At 70.5% G+C, this 25,974-nt stretch carries 28 protein-coding genes; 18 read left to right on the forward strand and 10 right to left on the reverse strand.

What is annotated here, in order from left to right:
- The first annotated feature begins 189 nt into the window (after positions 1 to 189).
- The 5 genes from ACFC1W_RS06060 to ACFC1W_RS06080 are packed head-to-tail and all read left to right on the forward strand — an operon-like array spanning position 190 to position 4,466.
- Complete coding sequence (locus ACFC1W_RS06060; protein WP_375989838.1) at positions 190 to 603, forward strand: Fur family transcriptional regulator; 414 nt, start codon at positions 190 to 192, stop codon at positions 601 to 603.
- Entirely contained in the window at positions 590 to 1,609 is a 1,020-nt protein-coding gene (locus ACFC1W_RS06065) for a permease (RefSeq protein ID WP_375989841.1), read from the forward strand. The genes ACFC1W_RS06060 and ACFC1W_RS06065 overlap by 14 nt, the downstream gene beginning before the upstream one ends.
- The gene (locus tag ACFC1W_RS06070) at positions 1,602 to 2,372 is read left to right on the forward strand and encodes a TIGR03943 family putative permease subunit (protein WP_375989844.1); all 771 of its coding nucleotides are present in this window, start codon (positions 1,602 to 1,604) and stop codon (positions 2,370 to 2,372) included. Before ACFC1W_RS06065 ends, ACFC1W_RS06070 begins: the two co-directional genes overlap by 8 nt.
- Positions 2,362 to 3,774 carry a hypothetical protein gene (locus ACFC1W_RS06075; RefSeq protein WP_375989847.1) on the forward strand — a complete coding sequence of 471 codons (1,413 nt, stop codon included), beginning with the start codon at positions 2,362 to 2,364 and terminating at the stop codon, positions 3,772 to 3,774. Before ACFC1W_RS06070 ends, ACFC1W_RS06075 begins: the two co-directional genes overlap by 11 nt.
- A gap of 26 nt (positions 3,775 to 3,800) precedes the next feature.
- Entirely contained in the window at positions 3,801 to 4,466 is a 666-nt protein-coding gene (locus tag ACFC1W_RS06080; RefSeq protein ID WP_375989850.1) for a DNA-3-methyladenine glycosylase, read from the forward strand.
- An 11-nt stretch (positions 4,467 to 4,477) separates the two neighbouring features.
- Here ACFC1W_RS06080 and ACFC1W_RS06085 read toward each other — a convergent pair whose 3' ends face one another.
- Positions 4,478 to 5,101, reverse strand: coding sequence for a TetR/AcrR family transcriptional regulator (locus ACFC1W_RS06085; RefSeq protein ID WP_375989853.1), 624 nt, complete (start codon positions 5,099 to 5,101; stop codon positions 4,478 to 4,480).
- Between the two features lie 67 nt (positions 5,102 to 5,168).
- Between ACFC1W_RS06085 and ACFC1W_RS06090 the strand changes: the two genes are divergently transcribed.
- From ACFC1W_RS06090 to ACFC1W_RS06115, 6 genes are all read left to right on the forward strand, one after another.
- Complete coding sequence (locus ACFC1W_RS06090) at positions 5,169 to 6,467, forward strand: glycosyltransferase (protein ID WP_375989856.1); 1,299 nt, start codon at positions 5,169 to 5,171, stop codon at positions 6,465 to 6,467.
- Between the two features lie 122 nt (positions 6,468 to 6,589).
- The gene (locus ACFC1W_RS06095) at positions 6,590 to 8,023 is read left to right on the forward strand and encodes an FAD-binding oxidoreductase (protein ID WP_375989859.1); all 1,434 of its coding nucleotides are present in this window, start codon (positions 6,590 to 6,592) and stop codon (positions 8,021 to 8,023) included.
- Positions 8,024 to 8,211: 188 nt separating this feature from the next.
- Positions 8,212 to 8,448, forward strand: a complete 237-nt coding sequence (gene rpmB / locus ACFC1W_RS06100; protein ID WP_013584774.1) for a 50S ribosomal protein L28 — start codon at positions 8,212 to 8,214, stop codon at positions 8,446 to 8,448.
- On the forward strand, positions 8,448 to 8,618 hold the full coding sequence (gene rpmG / locus ACFC1W_RS06105; RefSeq protein ID WP_029145259.1) for a 50S ribosomal protein L33: 171 nt from the start codon (positions 8,448 to 8,450) through the stop codon (positions 8,616 to 8,618). The genes rpmB and rpmG overlap by 1 nt, the downstream gene beginning before the upstream one ends.
- 3 nt (positions 8,619 to 8,621) lie before the next feature.
- The gene (rpsN, locus tag ACFC1W_RS06110; RefSeq protein ID WP_191764850.1) at positions 8,622 to 8,927 is read left to right on the forward strand and encodes a 30S ribosomal protein S14; all 306 of its coding nucleotides are present in this window, start codon (positions 8,622 to 8,624) and stop codon (positions 8,925 to 8,927) included.
- 101 nt (positions 8,928 to 9,028) lie between these two features.
- Entirely contained in the window at positions 9,029 to 10,144 is a 1,116-nt protein-coding gene (locus tag ACFC1W_RS06115; protein ID WP_375989864.1) for an alpha/beta hydrolase, read from the forward strand.
- 34 nt (positions 10,145 to 10,178) lie between these two features.
- Here the strand turns inward: ACFC1W_RS06115 and ACFC1W_RS06120 are convergent, their stop codons facing one another.
- Complete coding sequence (locus ACFC1W_RS06120; RefSeq protein WP_375989866.1) at positions 10,179 to 11,015, reverse strand: alpha/beta hydrolase; 837 nt, start codon at positions 11,013 to 11,015, stop codon at positions 10,179 to 10,181.
- Between the two features lie 139 nt (positions 11,016 to 11,154).
- Between ACFC1W_RS06120 and ACFC1W_RS06125 the strand changes: the two genes are divergently transcribed.
- The 3 genes from ACFC1W_RS06125 (at position 11,155) to ACFC1W_RS06135 (ending at position 14,332) form a co-directional block, all read left to right on the forward strand.
- Positions 11,155 to 11,745, forward strand: a complete 591-nt coding sequence (locus ACFC1W_RS06125) for a TetR/AcrR family transcriptional regulator (RefSeq protein WP_375989869.1) — start codon at positions 11,155 to 11,157, stop codon at positions 11,743 to 11,745.
- A 228-nt stretch (positions 11,746 to 11,973) separates the two neighbouring features.
- Complete coding sequence (locus ACFC1W_RS06130) at positions 11,974 to 12,261, forward strand: HU family DNA-binding protein (protein WP_127473557.1); 288 nt, start codon at positions 11,974 to 11,976, stop codon at positions 12,259 to 12,261.
- Between the two features lie 94 nt (positions 12,262 to 12,355).
- Positions 12,356 to 14,332, forward strand: a complete 1,977-nt coding sequence (locus ACFC1W_RS06135) for a cytochrome c oxidase assembly protein (protein ID WP_375989872.1) — start codon at positions 12,356 to 12,358, stop codon at positions 14,330 to 14,332.
- Positions 14,333 to 14,338: 6 nt separating this feature from the next.
- On the opposite strand, the gene ACFC1W_RS06140 is transcribed toward ACFC1W_RS06135, so the two are convergent.
- Positions 14,339 to 15,481: a hypothetical protein gene (locus tag ACFC1W_RS06140; protein ID WP_375989875.1), complete on the reverse strand. Its 1,143-nt coding sequence runs from the start codon at positions 15,479 to 15,481 to the stop codon at positions 14,339 to 14,341.
- 139 nt (positions 15,482 to 15,620) lie between these two features.
- Here ACFC1W_RS06140 and ACFC1W_RS06145 point away from each other — a divergent pair, with 139 nt between their 5' ends.
- On the forward strand, positions 15,621 to 16,994 hold the full coding sequence (locus ACFC1W_RS06145) for an ATP-dependent RecD-like DNA helicase (protein ID WP_375989878.1): 1,374 nt from the start codon (positions 15,621 to 15,623) through the stop codon (positions 16,992 to 16,994).
- Between the two features lie 6 nt (positions 16,995 to 17,000).
- Here ACFC1W_RS06145 and ACFC1W_RS06150 read toward each other — a convergent pair whose 3' ends face one another.
- Both ACFC1W_RS06150 and ACFC1W_RS06155 read right to left on the reverse strand, forming a co-directional pair.
- Positions 17,001 to 17,654: a heme oxygenase (biliverdin-producing) gene (locus ACFC1W_RS06150; RefSeq protein WP_241111486.1), complete on the reverse strand. Its 654-nt coding sequence runs from the start codon at positions 17,652 to 17,654 to the stop codon at positions 17,001 to 17,003.
- Between the two features lie 50 nt (positions 17,655 to 17,704).
- On the reverse strand, positions 17,705 to 18,013 hold the full coding sequence (locus tag ACFC1W_RS06155; protein ID WP_375989881.1) for a DUF2470 domain-containing protein: 309 nt from the start codon (positions 18,011 to 18,013) through the stop codon (positions 17,705 to 17,707).
- Positions 18,014 to 18,095: 82 nt separating this feature from the next.
- Here ACFC1W_RS06155 and ACFC1W_RS06160 point away from each other — a divergent pair, with 82 nt between their 5' ends.
- The 3 genes from ACFC1W_RS06160 to ACFC1W_RS06170 all read left to right on the forward strand — a co-directional run bounded on the left by ACFC1W_RS06160 (position 18,096) and on the right by ACFC1W_RS06170 (position 23,251).
- Positions 18,096 to 19,361, forward strand: a complete 1,266-nt coding sequence (locus tag ACFC1W_RS06160) for a serine hydrolase domain-containing protein (protein WP_375989884.1) — start codon at positions 18,096 to 18,098, stop codon at positions 19,359 to 19,361.
- 4 nt (positions 19,362 to 19,365) lie between these two features.
- Positions 19,366 to 20,244, forward strand: coding sequence for a DMT family transporter (locus tag ACFC1W_RS06165; protein WP_375989886.1), 879 nt, complete (start codon positions 19,366 to 19,368; stop codon positions 20,242 to 20,244).
- Positions 20,245 to 20,365: 121 nt separating this feature from the next.
- Positions 20,366 to 23,251 carry a hypothetical protein gene (locus ACFC1W_RS06170; RefSeq protein WP_375989888.1) on the forward strand — a complete coding sequence of 962 codons (2,886 nt, stop codon included), beginning with the start codon at positions 20,366 to 20,368 and terminating at the stop codon, positions 23,249 to 23,251.
- A gap of 43 nt (positions 23,252 to 23,294) precedes the next feature.
- On the opposite strand, the gene ACFC1W_RS06175 is transcribed toward ACFC1W_RS06170, so the two are convergent.
- The 5 genes from ACFC1W_RS06175 to ACFC1W_RS06195 form a co-directional block, all read right to left on the reverse strand.
- Positions 23,295 to 23,690, reverse strand: coding sequence for a hypothetical protein (locus ACFC1W_RS06175; RefSeq protein ID WP_375989889.1), 396 nt, complete (start codon positions 23,688 to 23,690; stop codon positions 23,295 to 23,297).
- 86 nt (positions 23,691 to 23,776) lie between these two features.
- Complete coding sequence (locus ACFC1W_RS06180) at positions 23,777 to 24,487, reverse strand: lysophospholipid acyltransferase family protein (protein ID WP_375989892.1); 711 nt, start codon at positions 24,485 to 24,487, stop codon at positions 23,777 to 23,779.
- The gene (locus ACFC1W_RS06185; RefSeq protein WP_375989894.1) at positions 24,484 to 24,801 is read right to left on the reverse strand and encodes a hypothetical protein; all 318 of its coding nucleotides are present in this window, start codon (positions 24,799 to 24,801) and stop codon (positions 24,484 to 24,486) included. The genes ACFC1W_RS06180 and ACFC1W_RS06185 overlap by 4 nt, the downstream gene beginning before the upstream one ends.
- Before the next feature lie 203 nt (positions 24,802 to 25,004).
- Positions 25,005 to 25,700: a phosphatase PAP2 family protein gene (locus ACFC1W_RS06190; protein ID WP_375989896.1), complete on the reverse strand. Its 696-nt coding sequence runs from the start codon at positions 25,698 to 25,700 to the stop codon at positions 25,005 to 25,007.
- 19 nt (positions 25,701 to 25,719) lie between these two features.
- On the reverse strand, positions 25,720 to 25,917 hold the full coding sequence (locus ACFC1W_RS06195; RefSeq protein ID WP_375989899.1) for a hypothetical protein: 198 nt from the start codon (positions 25,915 to 25,917) through the stop codon (positions 25,720 to 25,722).
- Between the last annotated feature and the right edge of the window lie 57 nt (positions 25,918 to 25,974).

The following is a 25,974-nucleotide window of genomic DNA, read 5'->3' on the forward strand; positions in this document are numbered from 1 at the left end:
ACGATGCGACAGGCGAGCGGCAGGCCCGGGTGAGCAGCAGGCCCGGGTGAGCAGGGAGCTCACCTGTCACGAAACGCCGTGCGCGGCAGCACATTGCGACAGGCGAGCGTCAGGGGCACAGGCGAGCGGCAGGGGCGCAGGCGGGCGGGCCCGGCCGGCGCTCAGGGGGCCGCCGGTAGACTTGCCCCTATGGCCCAGCGCAATACGTGGCAGCGCGAACGCGTGCGCGAAGCGCTTGCCGACGCCCGCGGATTCGTCAGCGCGCAGTCGCTTCACGCGACGCTGCGCGACGAGAACACCGGCATCGGGCTGGCCACCGTCTACCGGGCGCTCGCCGGCCTCGCGGCCCAGGGCGACGCCGACTCCCTGCAGAGTCCCGAGGGCGAGGCGCTCTACCGCGCCTGTACCAGCACCGGGCACCACCACCACCTGATCTGCCGCAGCTGCGGACTCACCGTCGAGATCGAGGCGACGGATGTCGAGCAGTGGGCCAAGCGGACCGCCGAGCGCAACGGCTTCCGCGACGCCGAGCACATCGTCGACATCTTCGGGCTGTGCGCCACCTGCGCGAAGGCCCGGGACGAGAAGCGTGACGCGGACTGACCTTCGGCCGGCGGCCCCGACGCGCACAGCTCGCACGCTCGTCACGCTCGCGATCGGCGCGGGCGTGGTCGCGGCGCTGTTCCTCATCGATTGGCTCGTGCCGACGCTGTTCCCGGCGTCGCTCCCCACGCGTGCGCAGGACGGCCTGACCCTCGCGATCAGTGTGCTGATCGAGTCCCTGCCGTTCGTGATGCTCGGCGTGATCCTGTCGATCGCGGTGCAGGTGTGGGTGCCGCCGGGAGTGCTCGAGCGATGGATGCCGCGCCGCGCGTGGGCCCGTCGAGCCGTGCTCTCGCTGCTCGGCATGATCGTGCCGGTATGCGAGTGCGGGAACGTGCCGTTCGCGCGCGGCCTGCTCATGCGCGGGTTCAGCGTGCCGGAGACGATGACCTTCCTCATCGCGGCTCCGATCGTGAACCCGATCGTCATCATCACCACGCACCAGGCGTTCGGCTTCAGCGACGGCATCCTCATCGCACGCCTCGTCGGCGGCTACCTCATCGCGAACCTGATCGGTTGGCTCTACAGCCGTCACCCGTCGCCCGATGCGCTGCTCACCGACCGGTTCCGCGACACCTGCGAGCTGGTGACGCACGAGCCCGGCGGGAAAGGCCGTCGCAGCATCGCCCAGTTCGTCGTCGAGCTGCGCGCGGTCATGCCCGCGCTCATCATCGGCTCGGCGCTCGCCGGCGCCGTGCAGGTGCTGATCCCACGCGAGACGCTGCTCGCGATCGGCTCGAACCCGGCGCTGTCGATCGTCGCCATGATCGCCCTCGCGATGGTGGTCTCGATCTGCTCGAACGTCGATGCGTTCTTCGCCCTGTCGTTCGCCTCGACGTTCACGCCCGGATCGATCGTGGCGTTCCTGCTCGTCGGGCCGCTCGTCGACGTCAAGATGCTCGCGCTCATGCGCACGACGTTCACCACCCGCACGCTCGCCGGCATGGTCGTCATCGTCGTGCTGTCGGCCTTCGCCATCGGGACGGCGGTGAACCTCCTTGCGTAGGACGGAGTGGATCGGCACGCGGTGGCTCGGAGTCGGGCTCGCCGCGATCCTCGCCGTCGTCACGCTCGGCCTCGCCGTGACCGGCCGGCTCGGCCTCTACATCAACCCCGACTCCACCTGGTTCGCGGTGTCGATGGCGGTCGTCGCGCTCGTCGGCGCGATCGCGTCGTTCGCGCTGCCGCTCGGCGCCGAGGCCGATCACGGCCATGACCACGGCGACGTAGACGCTCACGCCGGCGAAGACACCCACCATCACACGGCGCACCCGCTCGGCGTCGCAGCGACCGTGGTGGGCGGGGTCGCGGCATCCGGAATCGCGGTCCTCACCCTCGTGCTGCCGCCTGCGTCGCTTTCCGCCGAGCTCGCGATGTCGCGCGACGTCGGCGCGACTCCGCTGTTCGCAGGAGCGGATGCCGTCACCCTCGCCGAGACCGGAGACACGTCGTCGTTCGGGGTGGGCGAGTGGGCCACGGTCTTCGCGACGGCCACCGATCCGGAGGCGTTCGACGGCGATCCGATCGAGCTCACCGGATTCGTCACCCCCGGCGAGGACGGCGCCTTCGACCTGACACGGCTGGTCATCACGCACTGCGTGATCGACGCGCAGCCCGCGAGCGTCGCCGTGGGCGGCGCGGGGAACCCGGGGACGGGGCAGTGGGTGACGGTGACCGGCACCGTGCGGGCCACCTCCGACGGGCGTCTCGAGATCGACGCGGCGTCGGTCGAGGAGATCGACGAGCCCGAGGACCCGTATGAGTACTGAGCCGTCGACGCGCCGCTCGCACGGCCGCCGTCGGCGCGGTCGCGCGTTCGCCGGCGCCTTCGCGATCGTCGTCGCTGTGCTGGCGGTGTTCGGACTGGCCGGTGCCGCAGCGACGGTCGCGCAGGGACCACGGGTGACGCAGGTGCAGGTCGATCCGGCTGCGGCGGCCGCGGCATCCGGCGGTCGTCTCATCATCACCACCACTCAGTCGCTCGCCGAGGTGGACCCGTCGCAGGTCACCGTCACGCCCGCGACGCCGTTCGCGGTCGACACCGCCGGGCGCAGCGTGGGCATCCGCTTCGCCCTCCCGCTGTGGGACGACACCGAGTACACCGTGGAGATCGCCGGCGTCACGTCGCTGGGCGGCGGTCCGACGGCGGGGATCACCCAGACCTTCCGCACGCCCGCGGCCCAGGTCGAGCTGCTCCAGCGGGGCGCCGACGGCGACACGATCTTCCGCACCGACCTCTCGGGCGAGAACGCCGAGCCCGTCTTCACGCACCCGCACATCGAGGACTTCCGCGCGACGTCGACCCACCTCGTGGTGTCGGTGCGCACCGAAGACGACCGTGCTGGGCTCGTCATGACCGACCTCGACGGCGCGAACGCGCGCGATCTCACGCTCCCCGGCGACGGGTTCGTGTCGAATCTGCAGAGCGCTGACCGCGGCGACACGATCGGGTACACCTTCTCGGATGCCGCGCTCACGGCCGACTCCGGACGCGAGAGTCTGCTCTACACGATGTCGCTGCGGGACCCCGATGCCGAGCCGGTCGAGATCGCCGTCGAGGGCGCCGATCCGCGCATCGCCGAGTGGCGCTTCGTTCCCGACACCGACAGCATCCTGCTCCTGTCGTTCGACGGGTCGCTGCTGCTGACGGGCTCCGAGGGCGAGGGCGCGACGGCGCTCGGCTCGGCCGTGACGATCGAGGGCATCGCGCGCGGCTCGACCGAGGCGGTCGTCGAGCGGGTGGAGGGGCTGGTGTCGATCGACCTGACCGACGCCGCCGACAGCCCGCTCGTGGCACCCGACGACGATCCCGGTCCGGTCAGCACGGTGACCCCGCTGCCCGACGGCTCGAGCATCCGCACCGCGGCGGTGCTCGAGGCGGACGGCGTGCCGACGGGCCGCACGTCGCTCTCGCTCGTCGCGCCCGACGGAACCACGCGTCTGCTGAGCGAGGTCGCCGACACGGATGCCGTGCTGCAGGTGTGCGTGTCGCCCAGTGCACGCTACGCCGCGGTGCTGGTCGCGCCGGATGCCGTGGCCAACCCCTACGACACGTACCAGCTGCCGCTCCCCGAGCGCACCGAGACCAGGGTCCTCGAGCTCGCGGACGGCAACCAGGTCAGCGCACTCGCGGGGTCGTCGATCTCGTGGTGCCAGGTGCCTCCGGCTTGATGCGGCTCTCCACGTAGACTCGCGCCATGGCGGGTGACGAGGTGCGCGCAGCGACGCGCGCCGACCTGGCCGGCCTTCCCGCCGAGGTCGCCCCCCGGCTTCTCGGCGCCCACCTCACCACGACCGTGGCGGGCGCGACGGTGACCGTGCGTCTCACCGAAGTCGAGGCGTACCACGGTCGCGGCACCGGGCCGGTGCCCGATCCGGGGTCGCACGCCCGCATGGGACCGACGGCACGCAACGCCACCATGTGGGGCGAGCCCGGGCACCTCTACGTCTATCTCAGTCACGGCATCCACTCTTGTGTGAACGTCGTCTGCGGACCCGACGGGATCGCCGGCGGTGTGCTCCTGCGCGGCGGCGAGGTGATCGAAGGCATCGACACCGCGTTCGGCCGCCGTCCCGCCGCGCGCACGCCACGCGACCTTGCGCGCGGACCTGGCCGTCTCGGCGATGCGGTGGGGCTGCGGCATCCGCTCCACGACGGGGTCGACGCGATCACCGGCACCCCCCACCACGGCGCGGTCGCGCGGCTCGCGCTCGCCGCCGAGCCGGTCGCGGGGTTCGCCTCGGGGCCGCGTGTCGGGGTGGCCGGTGTGGCCGGCACCTCCGCCTTCCCCTGGCGGTTCTGGATCCCCGGCGAGCCGACGGTCTCGCCGTTCCGCTGGGGCCGCGGCGCCGCCGAGCTCTGAGCTCAGGCGGGTCAGTCGGTCAGCACCACGCGCTCGACCGCGCGGACGAGCCAGGCGCGGTACGCCTCTTCACTCCAGCCCGCCTCGGCGACCAGCTGGGTGTGGCTCTCCGGCGAGATGACGAACGACAGCGCGTCGGCGAGCTCCCCGTCGGATCGAGTGCTGTCGCACACGCCCCGGCGGCGGAACATCGCGACGGCACCGAGCATGTCGGACCGGCGGTTGGCCTGCAGCTCGCGCAGCCGCTCCGCAACGTCGTCGTCGCCGGCGGCGGCCTCGAGCAGCCGGGGCCACAGGCGTGCGACGCGGGCGTTGGCGCTCGCGACGAAATCGACCAGGAAGGGCAGCAGCTCGCTCGGGTCGAGCTCCTCCGCCGTCTCGCCGAGTTCGCGGGTATGCAGCGGCCCCTCGCCCTCGTTGCCGGCGAACGCGTGATCGAAGCCGGCCAGCAGCAGAGCCGCCTTGGGTCCGTTCTGCTTCACCGTCTCGAGCGAGACGCCGGCCTCGTTCGCGATGCGGCCGAGGGATGCACCAGAGTAGCCGGCCTCGCCGAACACGCGGATCGCCGCGTCGAGGATGCGGGCTCGGGTCTGCGCAGCCTGCGCTTCGCGCAGGGGCGACACGTATGGGGTCATTGACTTTCCTGCCAGGGTAGTGAATACTCCACGAGTACTTTCACAACCCTACCAGTTGGAGAATCCGATGCTGTCTCTCGTCATCTGCAGCACTCCGGTGCATGGTCATGTCACCCCGCTGCTCGCTGTCGCCCGCACGCTCGTGGCGGCCGGCCATGATGTGCGATTCCTCACGGGCGGTCGCTACCGCGAGGCGGTGGGGGCCACCGGCGCGCGCTGGTTCCCACTTCCGGCCGACGCCGACTACGACGATCGGGACATGGATGCCGCGTTCCCGGGCCGCGTCGGACTCCGGGGTGTCGCCGGCCCCCGCTGGGACCTGCAGCACATCTTCCTCGAGCCGGCGCCGAGCCAGCTGCGTGCGCTCGATGAGCTGCTGGCAGCGGAGCCGGCCGATGCCGTGCTCAGCGAGAGCATGTTCCTCGGCGCGATGCTGATGCTCGCGCGCCCGGCGCACCAGCGACCACTCGTGATCAATCTCGGCATCGTGCCATTGGGCCTGCGCAGTCGCGACACCGCACCGTTCGCCCTCGGCATCCCGCCGCTTGCCGGGCCCCTGGGGCGCGTCCGCAACCGATTCCTCACGTGGACGACCGATCGCTTCGTGTTCGCCGAGCTGCAGCGCAACGCCGAGCGCATGGTGCGGGACCTCGTCGGCGTCGAGCTGAGCGTGCCCGTGATGGACTACCCCTCCGCGGCCGACGCCGTGGTGCAGTTCAGCGTGCCCGAGTTCGAATACTCCCGCAGCGATCTCACGACGCCCGTGCACTTCGTCGGCCCGGTCTCGCTCGCCGACGCGTCGAGCGTCGAGGTGCCGGAGTGGTGGAACGACCTGCACGACGGGCGGCCGGTCGTCCACGTGACGCAGGGAACGGTCGCCAACGGCGACCTCTCCGAGCTCGTCCTGCCCGCGTTCGAAGCGCTCGCCGACCGCGACGTCCTGGTGATCGCCACGACGGGTGGACGCGACGTTCCCTCCCTCGCGCTTCCGGACAATGCCCGCATCGCCCCCTACCTGCCGTACGACCGTCTGTTCCCGCACCTGAGCGCGCTCGTCACCAACGGCGGCTACGGCGGGGTCCAGTACGCACTCGCCCATGGCGTGCCGATCGTCGCGGCCGGCGACAGCGAAGACAAGTCCGAGGTCTCGGCGCGGGTCGCCTGGAGCGGCGCGGGGCTGCGACTGCGGCCGCGCGACGGCCGCGTCGCGCCCGCTCAGGTCGGCAGAGCCGTCGATGCGCTGCTGCGCGACCCCTCCTACCGGAGCAACGCGGAACGCATCGGCGCCGCGATCCGGAGATCTCCTGGTCCCGCAGGTATCACGGCCGTGCTGGACGCACTCCTTGCCGCCGGAGCCCGACGCTGAGCGGTCGAGTGCGCCTTGCGCGCGACGCCGGCCGCGCGACACCTGTCGCCCCGCGCGACGCCGGCCGCCCTGCGCGACGCCGGGCACGGAACGAAGACATCGAAGACGAAAGAGCAATCACAGTGACGATCGACACCTCCCTCCCCACCCCCGACCAGGCTGCCTCTGCCGGCGCGGCATCCGCCGCCGACGAGCCGGTGCTGCCCGGTGAACACTTCGAGCGACTCCGAGCGGACCTCTCGGGCGAGCTGTTCCTCCCCGGCGAGGACGGCTGGGACACCGCCCGCTCCGCGTGGCAGCTGCTGGTCGACCAGCAGCCGGCTGCTGTCGTCGTCGCCGCCGACGCCCAGGACGTCGCGACGACTGTGACCTGCGCGCGTCGGCTCGGACTGCACGTCGCCCCGCAGAGCACCGGCCACGCGGCCGGATCGCTCGGTCCGCTCACGGACACGATCCTCCTGCGCACCGCGCGGCTCGACGGCATCACGATCGACGCCGAAGCCCGCATCGCGCGGGTCGGCGCCGGCGTCACCGCAGCGGCGCTCGCCACGGCCGTGGCCGAGCACGGATGCGCGGCGGTCTCGGGCATGGCCCCCTCCGTCGGCGTCGTCGGGTCGACTCTCGGCGGCGGGCTCGGTTGGCTGGCCCGTTCCCACGGCCTCGGAGCCAACAGCATCCTCTCGATCGACGCGGTCGACGCGCAGGGGCACGTGGTCCGAGTCGACGCCGAGCATCACCCGGACCTCTTCTGGGCGGTGCGCGGGGGCATCGCCCCCGTGATCGTCACGGCGATCGAGCTTCAGCTGCACGAGATCGGTGATCTCCACGCGGGCGCGCTGATGTGGCCGCTCGAGCGTGCGGCCGACGTCGCCCACGCCTGGCGCGAGTGGATCGCCGAGCTGCCCGAATCGGTCACCTCTCTCGCGCGGGTGCTCCGCTACCCGCCGATTCCCGAGATCCCCGACTTCCTGCGCGGCCGCTCCTTCGTGGCCGTCGAGGCGGCGATTCAGGCGGATGCCGCGACCGCCGCGACCCTGCTGCAGCCCCTGCGTGACCTTCGCCCCGAGCTCGACTCGGTGCGCCCGATGTCTCCGGCGGAGTTGAGCACCGTGCACGGTGATCCCGCGCACCCCGCTCCGGCGTTCGGCGAGGCCGTCGTGCTGACCGACATCACCGCGGCGTCGATGGACGCACTGCTCGACGTCGCCCTCGAGCCTTCGTCGCAGTCGCTGCTGTCGATCGAACTGCGTCACCTCGGCGGCGGCACGACGCCCGGCCGGACCACCGGCGGCGCCGTCTCGGCGATCGACGGTGCCGGACTCGTGTTCGCGGTCGGGCTGGTGCCGTTTCCCGGCGCGCTCACCGCGGTGAAGGATGCGGCGACCGCCGTCGCCGCCCGGATGCAGCCGTTCGCGTCGCCCACCGTCGTGAAGAACTTCGCCGAGCGGCCCACGACCGCGGCGAGTCTGTACGGGCCGGATGCCGAGCGGCTGCGCCGGGTCGCGTACGCATGGGATCCCGAGGGCGTCATCCGCGTCGCCCACCCGCTCGACTGAGGCGTGGGCGCCCCAGTCAAGCGCGACACGCCGCCCGTGCTAGACTGACTCTTTGTCTGCGCGCACTCCAGCACGCAGTTCGTATCCCACACCTCCTCCGGGCCGGAATCGGTCCGGTGAGTCATGGGGTGCAGACAAGGGATCTTGGGTGGGGCCGTCCGGCTCCACGGTACTAAGGAGACATCACTATGGCAGCAGTGTGCCAGGTGACTGGAGCAGTTCCCGGCTTCGGTCACAACATCTCGCACTCGCACCGCCGGACGAAGCGCCGCTTCGATCCGAACGTGCAGAAGAAGACCTACTTCGTTCCGTCGCTGGGTCGCAACATCAAGCTCAACGTTTCGGCCAAGGGCATCAAGGTCATCGACGCCCGCGGCATCGAGGCGGTCGTGCGTGACCTCCAGGCGAAGGGTGTGAAGCTCTAATGGCCAAGAAGGCACAGGACGTCCGTCCGATCATCAAGCTGCGTTCGACCGCCGGCACGGGCTACACCTACGTGACGCGCAAGAACCGCCGCAACAACCCCGACCGCATCGTGCTCAAGAAGTACGACCCGGTCGTCCGCAAGCACGTCGAATTCCGAGAGGAGCGCTGACCTATGGCTAAGAAGAGCAAGATCGCGCGCAACGAGCAGCGCAAGGTGGTCGTCGACCGCTACGCGGCGAAGCGCGCCGAACTGAAGAAGGCGCTCGTCTCGCCCGACTCGACCGACGAGCAGCGCGAGGCCGCTCGCGTGGGCCTGCAGAAACTGCCCCGCAACGCGTCGCCCGCTCGCGTCCGCTCGCGCGACGTCATCGACGGCCGCCCCCGCGGTGTCCTCACGAAGTTCGGCATCTCGCGTGTCCGCTTCCGTGACATGGCACACCGTGGCGAGCTGCCCGGCGTGACCAAGTCGAGCTGGTAAGCACCACAGCTTCAGCGGAAGGCCCGGAGTTCCTCGGAACTCCGGGCCTTCCGCTTGTCAACCGAGTGCACCCGCACGCCGGGTCGCGCCAGGATGGTGACATGCCGCTGGACCCGTTCTTCGCCGAGCGCCTGCGCGTGCATCGCAAGTACATGTTCGACCAGGCGCTGAGCTCCGCGCGTGCTCGCATGACCGCGCTGTGGCCGTTCCGCCGCGGCGCCGTGCTTCCGGCTGCCGCGAAGCCCACGGGAGCCGGCGCGCAGGAGAAGAGCGCGCCGGAGAAGACCGCGGCCGAGAAGTCCGCCCCGCTCGGTCCTCGTGCGAAGGCCCGGGCGCGGCATCGCCGCGCGGCGCTCGCGTGGGATCGCACCGAGCTGAGCACGGTCGGCACGCCAGGACCCGAGGTGCGCATCACCGAGCACCGGGTGGACGTGCCGGGGCATCCCTCCGTCCGCGTGCGGATCTATCACCCGCCCGTCGTCGGTGACGCACCTGTGCCTGCCGTCCTGGCGTTCTTCGGGGGAGCATTCCGCATCGGCGGCATCGACTATCCGACGACGGATGCCGCGTACCGCCGCCGCTGCGTCGACGCCCACGTCGCGATCGCCGCGGTCGACTACGCGCTGGCGCCCGAGCACCGGTATCCGGTTCAGATCGAGCAGGCCGCGGCGGCCCTGGACTGGCTGGTCGGCTCGGCCGGCGGGCTCGGCGTCGACCCGAGCCGGATCGGCGTGATGGGAATCTCCGCCGGCGGCAGCCTCGCCGCGGCGCTGACGATCGTCAACCGGGATCGCGCGAACCATCCGCTGGGCGTCCAGGTGCTCGAGGTGCCGGTCGTAGACCTGACCGGCGCCCACCTCGATCTCGGAGCCATGCGCGCACTCGGCATCCCGCGATTCCTGACAGTGAGGGAGCTGCGCTCGGTCGCCCGCACGTACCTGGAACGACCGCAGGACGCCCGGGAGCCCTACGCATCGCCGCTGCGAGCCTCATCGCATGCCGGGCTGCCGCCTGCGGTCATCCTCACCGCCGAGTACGACCCGCTGCGCGGAGACGGCGACGCCTACGGGGCGGCCCTGCGCGCGGCCGGTGTCGACGCCAGCGTGGTGCGGTACATGGGCGTGACGCACGACGCCCCGATCTTCACCGGCGTGCTTCCTGCCGCCCGCCGATGGCACGACGATGTCGTCGCGGCCCTGCGCCGGCTCCACGCGTGACCGCAGGCGTGCGCCTGCCGGCGTCCTGGCCCGATCAGCTGACCGGCTCGTTCTCGCGCACCTGGTGGGTCGTGGCCCACTCCAGCGCGTAGTCGGCGATCTCCTCCCAACCGTCCTGGCTCACCAGGCGGTGGGTGCGACCGGGGTACGTCTTGTAGTCGACGATCGCAGGGCTGCCCGTTGCGCGGTACTTCTTCACGATGGCTTCGCCGATCGCCGGCGGCGCGACGTGGTCGATCTCGCCCGTGATGACGAGGAGCGGAGCACGGTCGGCCCGGCCGTAGTCGACGTGGGTGACGCCGCCCTTCTCGTTGAGCACCGAGAGCACGCCTTCGAAGAAGACGCGGTTGTACGAGTTGACCGCGTACTCCGCCCAGAGGCGGTCGGACTCCTCGCGGGGCAGGTCGTTGCCGAACGTGAAGTGGAAGTGCCGCTTCGACAGTGGCTTGGCGCCGTTGCGGTCGAACGGGTTGGAGAGGATCGGCGTTCCGGTCCACAGCGTCGACAGCGGGAGAGCGGTGACGCCGGCCGTCTGGCCGGGTGCGACGCCGACGTAGGCGACGCCGAGGCCGCGGTCGGCCAGCATCTGGGTGAGCACTCCGCCGAACGAGTGGCCGATGATGATCGGCTTCTGGGGCAGGGCGCGGATGATGCGCTCGTAGTTGTCGGCGATCTGCTTCAGGCCGATCCCCTTCAGGGCGGCCGGGTTGGTGCGGATGTCGTCGACCGACCTGTCGTCGATGCCGGGCCAGCCGGGGACGATGACCTGGTGGCCGGCGGCGCGGAAGCGCTCCGCCCAGGTGTCCCAGCTCTTGGGGGTCATCCAGAGTCCGTGGATGAGGACGATGGGGGTCTTGGTCGTGGCGTTCATTTCATTCTCCTGTGGGTGTCCGGCTGCGGTGGGCTGCTGATGTGTACCGATGGTAGACCGAACGTTCTATCTACGCAAGACTATTCCCACAGAATTCGAAGCCGTTCGGAAGTGGCACGATGGAGCCGGAGGATCACCCATGAGCACCCCCCATGCGCCCGCTGCGAGTACGCGCCCCTCCCCTGCCCGGAAGCGGCTGCTGGATGCTGCGACCGACCTCTTCTACAGGGAGGGCATCCACTCGGTCGGCGTCGATCGCATCATCGAGGCGGCGGGTGTGACGCGGGCGACGATGTACAAGCAGTTCGACGGCAAGGAAGGGCTCGTCCTCGCCTACCTCCGGGGCGAAGACGAACGCCTGCGCGCTCTGTTCGCCGAGGCCGGCGCCGCGTCGACCGACCCCGAGGTGCTGCTCGATCTGGTGATCGCGGGCATCGAGCAGGACATCCGGGAGCGCCACACACGCGGCTGCCCGTTCATCAATGCGGCGGCCGAGTACCCCGACGCGGGGCCGGTGCGATCGCTGATCGATGACCACCGCGACTGGTTCCGCGCGACTCTCGAGCAGGCGGCCGCCGCCGCAGGGCTCTCCAACCCCGCCGATGTGGCCGCATCCCTCGTGCTCCTGCGCGACGCCGCGCTCGTCGGCGGGTACCTCGACGGCCAGGATCGCGTGGCTCCCGCCTTCGCTCGAACGGCCCGCGGAGTCGTCGACTCCCACCGCCCCTGACGTCGGCGGAGCCCTTCGAACGACCCCGAAACCGTCGTCACATCGGCCACAGGGGTCACTTTCACCCCCGACACGCCGCCCGGAACGTCCGAAAACCCCGGAAATACGCGGATCTGCGCGCGAAGTCAGGTACATTCAAGGCGGTCGATCCGACCAGCCGGGGGGCGCATGCCGTCCGGTCCGAGCAATGAAAAGGCGGCGATTCCGCCGCCTTGGAGGACAATCCCCATGGCCGACAAGTCCATCACCAAGACCGAACTCGTCGCGAGCATCGCCAGCGCGACCGGGCAGAGCCAGTCCGCCGTGTCGGGCGTGCTCGACTCCCTCTTCTCGACGGTCTCCGAGGCCGTCGCCAAGGGCAGCAAGGTCTCCATCCCGGGCTGGATCTCGTTCGAGCGCGTCGAGACCTCCGCCCGCACCGGTCGCAACCCGCAGACGGGTGAGGAGATCAAGATCCCCGCCGGCCAGCGCGTCAAGGTCACCGCGGGCTCGAAGCTCAAGGCCGCCGTCAAGTAACGACGACCACACAAGAAGGGGGATGCCGCGGCATCCCCCTTCTGCATTCCCGCCGGCGGCGGATGGTGCCCGGTTCCGCGCCTAGGCTGGAGGGGTGAGTCCCCGCGCCCTGCGGGCCGCAGGGCCCGTGATCCTCGTCGTCAGCGCGCTCGTCGTGCTGATCTGGGCGCTGGCGTTCGGCGGCGGCGCCGCTCCGCTCGCGATCGGCGACCCCGGCCCGGTCGCGCGCTGGGGACTCCCCGTCGTCAAGCTGGTCGTCAACCTCTCCGCCGCCGGCATGGTCGGAGCGCTCGTGACGGCGCTCTACGCGCTGCGCGCGGGGGAGCGCGAGTTCGACATCGCGCTGGATGTGGCGTCCATCTCCGCGGCGATCTTCACCGTCTCGGCGGCCGTGACCGGATTCCTCACCTTCGTCGACGCCTTCAACCCCGCGATCGACGCCGGCCCCGAGTTCGGCGCGCAGCTCGGCCGTTTCGTCATCGAGACCGAAGTCGGCCGCACGTGGCTGATCACCACGGTCGCGGGTGCGGCGCTGACCGTTCTCACGTTCGCGGTGCGCTCGTGGACGGCGACCCTCTTCGTCGCGATCCTCGCGGCCGCCTCGCTCGTGCCGATGGGCACCCAGGGCCACTCGGGCGAAGAGGCGTTCCATCATGAGGCGATGACCGCGCTCATCCTGCACATCATCGCCGCGGCGGTCTGGCTCGGCGGCCTCGTCCTGCTCGTGGTGGTGCGCCCCCTGCTCGATCGCGACCGCCTCGCCACCGTCGTCGCGCGGTACTCGAGCATCGCGATCGCCGCGTTCGTCGTGGTCGCGGCGTCGGGCACCGTGCGCGCGGCGATCGGCCTGCAGACCTGGGACGCCCTGCTGTCGCCCTACGGCGCGATCCTGTGCGTCAAGATCGTGGCGCTGATCGCGCTCGGCGCCTTCGGGGCGTGGTACCGCACCCGGCTGATCGGCAGGCTGCGGGGGGATGCCGCATCCCGCGCCTTCTGGACTCTGATCGTGTTCGAACTCGTGCTCATGGGCGCGGCATCGGGCGCCGCGGCGGCACTCGCCCGAACACCTCCGCCCGGGTCGTCCGTGCTGCCGGGGCCGCCGACGCCCGCCGAGGTGCTGACCGGTGCCCCGCTGCCGCCCGAGCTCACACCGTTGGGCTGGCTCACATCGTGGAACATTGACCTGCTGTGGGCCGTCGCGGCCGGGTTCGGCGTCTTCTTCTACGCGATGGGCGTCTGGCGCCTGCGGCGCCGCGGCGATGCCTGGCCGATCTACCGCACCGTGCTGTGGATGATCGGACTCGCTCTGCTGGTGTGGGTGACCGGCGGCGCCATCAACGTCTACCAGGACTACCTCTTCAGCGTGCACATGGTCGGCCACATGCTCCTCACCATGGCAGTGCCGCTCATGCTGGTGGCGGGCGCCCCGGTGACCCTCGCGGCCCGTGCCATCCGCAAGCGCGAGGACGGCACGCGCGGCGGGCGCGAGTGGATCCTCTGGGCCGTGCACTCGCCGGTGGCCAGGGTGCTGACGAACCCGTTCGTCGCGGCCGGGCTGTTCATCGGGTCGCTGTGGGTCTTCTACTACACCGATCTGTTCCGCTGGTCGCTGTACGACCACCTCGGTCACGAGTGGATGGTCGCCCACTTCCTCATCACCGGCTATCTCTTCGTGCTGACGCTCATCGGGATCGATCCGGTCCCCTACCGGCTGCCGTACCCCGGCCGGCTGCTGCTGCTCATCGGCGTCATGGCGATGCACGCGTTCTTCGGCATCGCGATCATGATGCAGGAAGGGCTCATGATCGCCGAGTGGTTCGGCTCGATGGGGCGCACGTGGGGCGCGACGCCGCTCGAAGACCAGTACGTCGGCGGCGGTGTCGCGTGGTCGATCGGCGAGATCCCGACGCTCATCCTGGCGATCATCGTCGCGATCCAGTGGAGCAGGAGCGATGCCCGCGACCAGAAGCGTCGCGACCGGCACGCGGACCGCACGGGCGACGCCGAGCTCGAGGAGTACAACGCGCGGCTCGCCGAGCTCGCCGCGCGCGACGCCCGGCAGACCCGCTGACCCGGCCTATTGCGTGTCGGGTCCGGTCACGACGATCGAAGCCCGTCCGTCGGGCTGCACGGTGATCTGGCCCTCGACGATGAAGGGCACATCCTCGGCCACGTGGGTGATCGAGCCGTCGAACAGAGACTGGATGTCGACCTCGATGTGGGCGACGGCCTCGGTGGGTGCGATGCGCCAGCCTGCGCCCTCGGGCGTGACGGCGACCGTGGGCTGCCGTGCGATCGACCACTTCGGCAGCGAGTCGATGCGGTCCTGCACGGTGTAGCCGAACGGGCACCCGGTCGGCTGGAGCACCTCCTGCGTCGCGCACTCGGTGAGGAACGCCTCGACCTCCTGCTGCACGACCGCCACGAACTCGTCGGTGGCCTCGGCCTGGATCTCGACGGGGATCGAGCGGAACGGGCTGTCCGAGAGCACCGCGACGCCGGGCGTCGCCGAGATGGCGGTGTCGACCGAGACCGAGTACAGGCCGGGTGAGAAGACCAGCAGCGGAAGCGGGTCGAGCGGCTCGGCATCCGCTCCATCCACCGAAACCTGCCGCTTGTCGATCTCGAAGCCGTTCACCGAGAACACCATCGACCCCTTGACCACGAGGTCCATCACGGCCAGCGGGCTGGTCGCGAAGCGCCACGTCGGCGCGATGCCGATCATGCCGTTCGGGGCGACATCGAACGTCGTGGTGCCGTCGTAGCCCGCCGCGACGTATTCGACCGTGACGCGCGTGATGTCGCCGTCGGTCTCCTCGGACACCACCCGCGCGTCCGAGAGCGGCGCGAGCGCGGCCCGGCGCAGCAGCGCTTCCGACGCCGACGCGGGCAGCCCGGCCGCCTCGAGCTCGGCCGACTCGACCGCGACGCCCGGCACCGTGAGCGCCTCGGCCGCCCTGCCGTCGGAGAGCATGCCGAGGTAGCGCTCGACGAACGCGCTCGGGCTGTAGAACTGCGTCTGGATGGCCCCGACGGCCGCGGCCGTCGCCGCGATCAGCAGCACGCCGACGACGGCGAGCAGGGTGAGATCCAGGGCGAGCGTGAGGCGGCGCTTGCGCGGCGGCTGGATGAGAACGGATGCCTCGTTCCCCGGGCTCGCGGACGGAGCCGGCGGCGCAGACTCGCGACCGGCTGTCGTGCCCACCGCCCCTTGGTCCACACCCCCAGTCTAGGAAGCATCCCGCGTCGAGCCCGAAACCTGGTGTCACACATCTGGGCCGACGTCGGTGTGGAAGGCGAGTCTCCACCGAACCGCCGCGGGCGGCCGGGGCGCGGCATCCGCTCGTTAGCATTGATCGGTGACCACGCCGCCTCTCTCCGCCGAGCAGGAGGCTCTGTTCCGGCTCATCGAAGACACGCGGGAGCACGTGTTCGTGACCGGCCGCGCCGGCACCGGTAAGTCGACGCTGCTGCAGCACCTCGCGTGGCACACGAGCAAGTCGATCGCGGTGTGCGCGCCGACCGGTGTCGCGGCACTCAACGTCGAGGGGCAGACGATCCATTCGCTGTTCAAGCTCCCCCTCGGGATCATCGGTTCGCAGGAGGAAGACCAGTCCGACGCGACCCGCAAGCTGCTCAACGCCATCGACACACTCGTGATCGATGAGATCTCGATGGTCAACGCCGACCTCATGGACGCGATCGACCGCTCGCTGCGCAAAGCCCGGGGGCGGCGCGGTGAGCCGTTCGGCGGCGTGCAGATCGTGATGTTCGGCGACCCGTACCAGCTCGCCCCGGTGCCCCCGCGCGGCGATGAGCTGCGGTATGTGCGCGACCACTACCGCTCCTTCTGGTTCTTCGACGCGAAGGTCTGGGTCGGCGAGGCCGCGCGCGACGGCATCCTCGATGTCGGGTCGTACGGCGCCGACCTGCACATCCGCGAGCTTGTCGACATCCACCGGCAGTCCGATCCGGGCTTCAAGGCGATGCTCAATGCCGTGCGCTACGGCCGGGTCACCGCCGACATCGCCCAGATCCTCAACGACACCGGCGCCCGCACGCCCCCGGATCCGCGCGACGGGGAGCATCCGATCATCACGCTCGCCACGCGCAACGACATCGTCAACAGCATCAACCGCCGACACCTGAACGAGCTCGTGGGGCGCGAGCAGACCGCGATGGCCGAGATCAGCGGAGACTTCGGACGCGGGGATGCCGCGTACCCCGCCGACGTCGAGCTGAAGCTGAAGGTCGGTGCCCAGGTGATGTTCCTGCGCAATGACGTCCAGTCGTACGGCGAACCGCCGCGCTGGGTCAACGGCACGATCGGCACGGTCACCCGGATCGCCGGTGGCACGGTGCGCGTCGAGGTGGAGGGTCAGGAGTTCGACGTGGAGCCCGCCGTGTGGGAGAGGTTCCGCTACGCGTACGACGCCGGCTCCAAATCGCTGTCTCGCGAGATCGTCGCGGAGTTCACGCAGTTCCCGCTGCGCCTGGCGTGGGCGGTCACGATCCACAAGTCGCAGGGCAAGACGTATGACCGAGCGATCGTCGACCTGGGCTCGGGCGCGTTCGCTCCGGGTCAGACGTACGTCGCCCTGTCGCGGCTGACATCGCTCGACGGGCTGTATCTCTCGCGACCGCTTCGTCCGAGCGACATCCGCGTCGACCCCGACGTGCAGAGGTTCATGGCCGGTGTGCGGGCACAGTCCGCGGCCGGCTCGGGTCGCTGAGACGCCTCAGGCGACCTGCGCCGCCTTCGCGAGTGCGAGGTCGTCGAACAGCTCCGTGTTGAAGCGGTAGGCCAGCAGCACCTCGTCGATGACGCGCTCCTGCTCCGCGGCGTCCCACGGCGCGGCATCCAACTGCTCGCGGTACACCTCTTTGAACGCCTTCGGGTCGGCGATGTCGTCGAAGAGGTAGAAGCCGATCCCATTGGTCTCGAAGCCGAACCGGCGAGCCATGAGGCGTCCGATGAACTGGCCGCCCGAGAGGTCGCCGAGGTAGCGGGTGTAGTGGTGGGCGACGAACCCGCCCGCCCATGTGGCGCCGACCTCGTTGATGCGGTCGACGTATGCACGGGTGGTCGGCAGCGGCGTGATGGTCTTGCGCCAGTCCGGGCCGACGAGGAACTCCAGGTCGGCCTCGAGGGCCGGCAGACGGGTGAGCTTGTCGCTGATGAAGACGGCGGCGACGGGGTCGTTGCGCATCCGATCGGCGGTGCGCTCGAGCGCCTCGTAGATGAACCAGTGCTGCGCGACGAGTGCGATGTAGTCCTCGCGCGTCCCCTCGCCCTTCATGAGGTCGGCCATGAAGCCGGCGTGCTCGCTGGACGAATGGGCGCGGCTCGAGCGCTCACGCAGCGCAGCGGAGAACGGGATCGGGTCGCTCATGGCCCCATTCTAGACAGATTAGGTTCGCCTAACCTATGGCCGTCGGGTGATCAGGCATGCGGCCGCGGCACCACGCCCAACCGCCGGCACGCTTCGTCGTAGAGGGCGACGATCTCCCGGCGCACCTCGGGACGCTCGGCGATCGGCCCCCCGGGCCAGGGGGCGCGCACCTGGACCGCGCTGCCGTCGGACAGCGTCGCCTCCCACGTGCCGCCGTCGCCGTCGAAGCCGGTCATCACCGCGCCGACCACGCCCTCAGGGCCGAACGCCCGGGCGATCAGGACGTTGTCGTCCCCGTGGTCGCCGTTCATGTGGCCCAAGACGCCCGCCAGCGCGGACTCGTCGAAGTGGTGCGTCATGAGGGTCAGCCTAAAGAACGCTGAGAGAGTCAGTCGTGCCCGGGTGTGTTTGAATCTAGAGGACGATCACCGGGGGGTGAGAATGACGGCCCGACTCGCGACACGCCGCGCCATGGCTGCGGCATCCGCCGCGATCGTCGTCACGCTCGCCCTCGCAGGATGCTCCCCCGACAAGCACGTCGAAGTCGACGTGCCTCCGCAGGCGGACGGCAAGCTCGCCGAGGCCACCGTCGAGCAGCTGAAGGATGCCGTCACCAACGCGATGGAGGCGACCGGGTCGTCGGGCGCCATCGTCGGGGTCTGGGTGCCGTGGAGCGGCAGCTGGGTTGCGGGACTCGGCACGCAGAATCCGGTCGACGGCGGCAAGGTCGATGCGGACATGCAGTTCCGGGCCGGGCTCGTGACACGGGCGATGACCTGCGACGTGCTCTACGCGGCGGCCGCCGAGGGCAAGGTCAAACTCAACGACCCCGTCGCGACGTGGGTGCCGAGCGTTCCCACGCTCACCGACGTCACCCTCGAGCAGCTGTGCGACGGCACGTCGGGCATCGGGTCGTATTCGAAGCACCTGACGCCGGTCTGGCTGTCGAACCCCGAGCGCCGGTGGAGCCCGCGCGAGCTGGCCAGCTTCGGGCTGGGCGAGCCGCGGTCGGGCGAGCCCGGCGCCGCGTACCGCGACTCCGACGCCGGCTACGTGTTGCTCGGGCTCGCGCTCGAGCGGGCCCTCGAGCGGTCTGCAGCCGAGCTCATCCAGGACTACGTCGCCGACCCGCTCGACCTCGAGGCCACCCAGCTGGCGCTGCCGTCGGGATCGGTCCTGACCGGCCTGTACGCACCGCGGATGAAGGACGGCAAGAACAACTGCGCCGAGCCGCGTGACGTTTCAAACGTGTCGATCACCACCGGGTTCACCGACAGCGGGGTGTCGAGCACCATCACCGAACTCGGGCGCTACGCGCAGGCCCTCGCGACCGGCGCGCTGCTGCCCGGCAAGGACGACCGGTTCGACGATCCTGTCCCCGCGGGGGTCGGCGCCCCGTCCTGGTTCAACATGGCCGGCGGTGCGGTCCTGGCGGGCCCGCTGGTCGGGCAGTTCGGGGCGGTGCCGGGCTACATCACGGCGGCGTTCTCCGACCCGTCCTCCGGCCTGACGGTCGCCGTCGTGCTCAACGACTCCGCTGCCAACTCGGGCGTGGGCGCGCAGCTCGCGTGGGAGCTGGCTGCGATCGCATCGAAGGCGCCTGCCGCCTCCGGTCAGACGGCACCCGAGGCCGGGTTGCCGTGGACCGCCGAGCAGTACCACGAGAAGATCGCCGCGAACGCGATCTGCGCGACCCCGGCGCAGTGACTCGGTGACGCGCGGCGGCGCGGGAACCACTCCTGCGATCCTCCTCGTCGTCGCCGGCCTCGCCTGCCAGGAGGTCGGCGCTTCGCTGGCCGTCCTGCTGTTCCCCACCGTCGGACCGCTCGGCATGGTGATGCTGCGGCTCGTCTTCTCGGCGGCGATCCTCCTCCTGATCGCGCGCCCGACGCTGCGGGGGCACTCGCGCCACGCATGGACGGGCGTGATCTGGTTCGGAGTCGTCCTCGCGACCATGAACGCCCTGTTCTACCTCGCGCTCGAGCGGCTCCCGCTCGGCGTCACGGTCACCATCGAGGTGCTCGGCCCGCTGGTCCTGTCGATCGTGGCGAGCAGACGCGCGTCCGCCTGGCTCTGGGCGCTTCTCGCACTGGGGGGAGTCGTGGCGCTCGGCGGCGGCGGATGGGACAGGCTCGACCCCCTCGGCGTGCTCTTCGCGCTCGGCGCCGCGGCGAGCTGGGCGTTCTACATCCTCGCGTCGGCGAGGGTCGGCCAGGCCTTCCCCAAGCTCGACGGGCTCGCGCTGGCGATGGCGGTCGGCGCGGTGCTGGCGCTGCCGTTCGGTGTGGTGGATGCCGGCTCAGCCCTGCTGCGGATCGAGATCGTCGCCCTCGGTGCCGCCGTCGCCGTGCTGTCGTCGACGATCCCCTACGCCCTCGAGCTGGTGGCTCTGCGCCGGCTGCCGGCGGCGGTCTTCGCGATCCTGATGAGCCTGGCACCGGCGACGGCGGCACTCGCCGGGTTCGTCTTCCTCGGCCAGCACCTGGCCTGGCTCGAGATCGTCGGCATCGCCCTGGTCATCGCCGCCAGCATCGGCGCGGTCCAGTCGTCCGCACGGGCCGCGCGCGAGTCGGCCGAGCCGCTCGCCTGACGACACACCGCCCGGACTACGGGCCGTTCGTTGCGACCGTATCAGCATGTCGCGCAGAGGCCTCTGCGCAGTACCATCGTGCTGATCTATCCGGCGGCACCGACGCATCCGGGAAGTGTCCATGACTGACGCGCAATCGACGGCCCCGCCGTCGCCGCTGATCCTCGACATCAGGGTCCACGGAGTGAGCAATACGCCCCCGGCCGAGATGCTCGAGTCCGAGCCCGACGCCATCGAACGCGTCGACGGCGATGCCCTCGGCTCGTTCTGGGCGCGCAAGGACAAAGCCGTCAACGGTGACGGCATCACGTCCACGCATGCCTTCTCATGGGGCGCGCAGACCCGCACCGGTGGCGGAGCGCTCGCCGCAGTCGGGCGGGCGTTCGTGCATGTCGGCTGGTTCCTGCTGCTTCCCTATGCGCTGGTGAACCTCGCCTACTGGACGCGTGAGATCAGGCCCCAGCCCGACGGCACCACGCGCGCGTGGCACGGCGACATCGGCTCGGGGACGGTGCGCGTCTTCGGGCTCGTGCTCACGTTCATCGCGGTGGCCGCGTTCTGCTCGGTCGCGATCGACCTCGTCGCGGTGCAGTGCTTCCGCGGCAGCGTCGACGAAGCCGACAGGGTGTGTGCGGCTCTGCCCGCGATCTTCGACGGCCTGCGCGAGTTCGACGTCGACAGTCGGGCGGCCCTCCTCGGCCTCATCCCGGTGCTCATCATCCTCGTCCTCTACTCGATCGCACGCCGTGGGCGCGTGCGGTTCGAAGCCCGGATCGAGAAGTTCGGCGAGCAGATCGGCAGTCAGGAGGACGCAGGCCGGCCGCTCCTCGCGACGCGCGGGTTCTGGTCGGCCGCGCGCAGTCGCGACACCTCGGAATGGCTGCATGTGGCCGGCGCGTTCGTGCTGGTGCTGTTCCTGCTCGCCTGGGATGCGGCGTTTCCCGATGCCGACTGCCTGGGCGCCCCGTTGACCAAAGACCTCGCCACGTGCCTCGGACCGATCGACGGGATGCCGATGGCCTTCGTGGTCGTGGCGGGAGTCGGCCTCGTGCTCGTCGTGATCGGGGTGATCATCGCCTCGAGCACGCCGCCGCAGGCGACGCAGACGGCGAAGACGATGAACCCCGTTCGGCTGGCCCAGCAGAAGCAGACCCCCGACAAGCGCAATGCCCGCAAGCGCGTCTACGCGCTCAGCTGCCTCGGCTACGCCGTGCTCGGCTACCTCGTGTGGCTCGTGCTGACGTTCCTGCCGTCGACCGACCCGGCGAAGGTCGCCGATCAGTTCACCGGTCTGATCACTGCCCCGCTCGTGCTCATGTCTGTGGCGCTGTTCCTCGCGCTGTATGCGCTGAGCTGGCGACTGCGCTCGACGTGGCGTCGTCGCACCAGCGCGATCGTCCTCAGCCTGGGCGCGGGCGCGCTGCTGGCGAGTCAGGTGCTCTCCGACTCCGCCCTGCAATGGGTGCTCACCGGAGCGGCCATCGCGTTCGTGCTGCTCCACTTGCTCATCTCACGGACGTCCCAGCCGAACCCGGCTGTCGCCGAGGGGGAGTCGGATGCCGGCGAGCTGCGCTTCCGCGCCTGGCGCGGCCAGGGGGCGGCAGTGGTCATGCTGCTGTCGCTCTTCGTGTCGATGGCGCTGTCGAGCCTCCTCGTGCTGGGGGTCGCCTCCTGGCTGGGCGCTCCTGCACCGCCCGAGACCGACCGCATCTGGCGCGAACCCGGCGACCCGTTGCCGGTCACCGAGTGGAACGTGCCCGACGCGTACGAGCGCTTCGCGGTGCTGCTCCTGGCGGTGGTCGTCGGGATCGTTCTGCTGCTCATCCTCGCGATCGGGATCAACCTCGCGAAACTCGTGAAGTTCACGCTCCCCGAGCTCAAGTGGAGGGGCAGTGCGCCGGATGACGAAGTCGATGCTGCGGCAGGGGGTGGGGTGGATGCGCCGGGCGCGACGTACCCCGACCCACTCGACGACCCGGACGAACGGGTCCGGATTCGCGCCCTCGCTCGACGGTCGTCGCACCTGCTCCACCGCGGCGAGCCGCTGTTCGCGTGGATCGCCGTGTTCGCTGCCGTCGGCTTCCTCGCTCTGTCTTCTTCGATCGCCTTCGACGAGGCGAAGCTCATCCTCGCCGAGTGGGCGCCCGGCCTCCCGGCGGGGCTGCGCACAGCCGCGACCTCGGTGCTCGTCGCGCTGGCGGTCGTCGCCGCAGCGGCGGTCGTCGCGAATGCGGCATCCAGTGCTGATCGTCCTCTGGGCGTCTTCTGGGACGTCGTCGCGTTCTTCCCGCGAGCGGGACACCCGTTCGCGCCGCCCTGTTTCGCGGAACGAGCCGTTCCCGAGCTCGCGGAGCACACCAGGCGGTTCCTGCGGCAACCGCGGGCAGATGCCGCCGCTCCGTTGCCCGCCGTCATGCTGACGGCGCACTCGATGGGATCGACCATCTCCGCCGCGACGATCCTGGCTCTCCGCGGCGAGACGATCGTGGAGGACGACCCGGAGAGCCCGCGATTGACCGAGCGCCTGGCTCTGCTCTCGTACGGCAGCCAGCTGCGCGCCTACTTCAGTCGGTACTTCCCTTCGGTGTTCGGCTATCAGGTGCTGGGCGTGCCCGGTCTGACCGCTCCGTCCCTGTGGAAGCGGGACCCGTGGAAGACGCAGGTGCTCGCGGAGTTCCCCGGGCCGGGTGCTGCAGCCGACGAGGAGAGCATCAAGGCTTCCAAGGCCGAGGTGCACGCCGCGGCATATCGGGATGAGTCGCTGACGGCGCTGCTCGGCGCGGGGGCGAAGGGCGACCCGCGCTGGCGGAATCTCTGGCGGCGCACCGACTTCCTCGGCTTTCCGGTGTTCAGCTACGACAGTGCCCGCAACCCGGTCGACCGCGGCGCGACCGAGACGGCCCCGGGCTACCAGTGGACGGTGGCGAAGCACTCGGCCTATCTCGGCACCGAGCAGATCGAGCTCGCCCGCGCCGAGCTGGTGACCGCGCTGCGCGCCGGTCCGTAGTGCTCGCCGCGCTGTGACGGACGGAACGCCTCGAGAGCGCAGGTCAGACCGCCAGGGCCACCTCGCCGTACCCCATGGCGATCAGGAACGAAAGCACCGAGAGCACGATCGTCACGGGCACCATCGTGTAGCGCTCCGGCTTGCTGCGGGAGATCGCGTTCATCAGGATCCCGAGCACCGAGTAGGCGAAGATCACCCACATCGCGATCTGTGAGAACAGGTCAGGGAAGACGCTGATCGCACCGACGCGATCCCACGCCACCACCGCCATGAACGCGTAGATCAGGATGGAGATCACACTGCCGATCCGCTTGTGGGCAGGCAGCACGCGGTCCTGCCCGCCCCACGCCAAGCGCCCCCACGGTGCACCGAGCGCCAGCGCGAGCTGGAAGGCGGCCAGCAGGGCGAGGACCAGCGTGAAGAGGATGGCGAAGGGCATCCTGTCAATGTATCGGCGCGGTGTGCTCGCGCTGCGTCACAGCTCGGCACTCACCGCTCCTGCCGTCTCGGGACGGCCTGAGCAGTTCAGTCGCGCGAGGTCGCGTTCACGCTGCCGGAGCGTTCCTGGCCGCTCAGGCGCGCGATGGCGGCCATCATGCGCTCGGTGATCTCGCGACGCGCCTTGCCGTCGGGCACGCCCTGCAGATCGGTGAGATCGAGCGGTTCACCAAAGTGCACCTCGACGCGCGGCCTCCCCGGCAGCAGGTGGGTCAGCGGCTTGATGGTGCCGGTTCCGATGAGTCCGACGGGCACGACCGCGGCGCCCGTGTCGCGCGCCATCCATGCCGCGCCACCGTGGCCGGCGTGAAGCTTCCCGTCGCGTGACCGGGTTCCTTCAGGGAACACCGCGAACACGCTCCCGGCCCGCAGGATGCTGCTCCCGGCATCGAGCGCGGCGCGGGCATCGCGACCGGTCGCGCGGTGGACGGGGACCCCGCCGATCGAGGTGAAGAACCATCGTGCGAAGCGGCCGAGGATCCCGGGGCCGGTGAAGTACGACGACTTGATCAGGAACTGGACGGGGCGGCTCGCGGATGTCGGGATGATCACCGTGTCGAGCGCCGCCAGGTGGTTGCTCGCCAGCAGCACCGGCCCGCGTTCCGGCAGGTTCGCTCGCCCGACGATGCGGGGGCGGTACAGAATCCAGAACAACGGCCGCAGAACCACTCGACCCAGGAAGTAGACGGCACCCGGCCGCGGCACAGGGGTGGGACTCGGCGGAGCGGGCGCTGTCACCTCGCCACTTTATCCGCCGTGGAGCCTCGGGCTTTCTCCGGCAGTCGTCGGGATCGTCTGAGAAGAACGATGGTGACGATGGCGAGCGGACCGTTGACGAGCCCTGGCGCACCGACCCAGAGCGAGCCGGTGCCTACCGCGTATGCCCCCCAGAGGCATGCGTTCATCAAGAGGAGCACCTGAGAAGGGGTGGACACTCCTCGGAGCTGCTCCCCGTGCTGGCGGCACCTCCACACCAGCGCCGCCTGCGGCCACCAGAGGACGAACGAGATCACCGAGGCGATGAACCCCAGCACGTCGATGTGGGCGTACATCGTGTCTCACCTCCTCGGCGAAGCTCTGACGCTCCCTGACCGGCGCCCCGGTGGCCCGGGGAGTCTTCCGTCGTGTCACCGGATAGGAGGCGGTGCGGGCGTCGGCCGATACCCCTCGCCGCCGTGAGGTTGGATTGGTGTGCGAACCGTCAGAGCGGGGAGGCCGCATGCCGGACTGGTTGATCGTGATCCTCGGGCCCTCATCACCTCGGTGCCGGTAGACCGGAGATGAGCCCGCGCCGCACGACAGCGGCGCTCCACCGTCCCAGCATGACGCCCGCGACGACGTCCGAGACATGGTGCTGGCCGCGGTAGACCCGCGAGAACGCGATGGCGCCGGGAATGCCGTACCGAAGGAGCGGTCCGAAGAGCTGTGCGCCACGGACGCCGCGACTGTCGAGCAGGTCGGCGAGCGTGCCGTGGAGCGCGAAGGCCGCTGCCGTGTGCCCGGAAGGGAACGACGAGGTCGCATGAGGCTGCTCAGGGCGCCACACCCGCTGCGGTCGTGGTCGTCCCACGAGCGCCGCAGATGCGACGAAGCACGCGGTCTCGAGGGCGAGCACTGCAGCAGGGGCGATTGCTGAGCGTCGGTCGCGCGTCAGCAGCCAGGTGACGCCGCACCAGACCGCCCCGTTCGCGATGGTCTGCGGCACGCCGGAGTACCACGAGAGCGGGCCGCTGAGGCGGTCGATCGGCTCACGCTCAGCCGGGTCGGCGGGGCGTGTGACGAAGGCGGCATCGCCGTCGTCCGGCCGGTGGCCGAATGCCTCCTGGAGCGCATGCACGGCCTGGTCCTCGCGGGGGTCGTCGCCACCGATGAGCCGGATCGCCCGCCCGGTCGCAGCCAGCGCGGCGATTGCGCCGAGCGTGGGCAGGACGACGTCTCGCAGCAACGGCATGCCCCACCGCTCCCGGTGATCAGTCGCCGTCGCCGTCGCCGTCGCCGACTCCGACCCCGTCGCCGAGTTCGGCGGCGGAAGGCTCGTGCTCCACCGCCACGAAGGCAGAGGTCGTTGCGGCATCGCCAGGGCGCAGGTTCGCGCCCGCGAGCGCGCGCTCGATGGCGGCATCGATCTCCGAACCGCTGCGGGTCTGTTCGCCGTCGCTCGACATCATGGTGCTGAGGCTAGCGGTGGCGCAGTCTGCACCGGAAGTGCTGGCCCTTGGTGAACG

Origin of the sequence: Microbacterium sp. NPDC056003, assembly GCF_042274785.1 — a bacterium.
GTDB lineage: Bacteria > Actinomycetota > Actinomycetes > Actinomycetales > Microbacteriaceae > Microbacterium.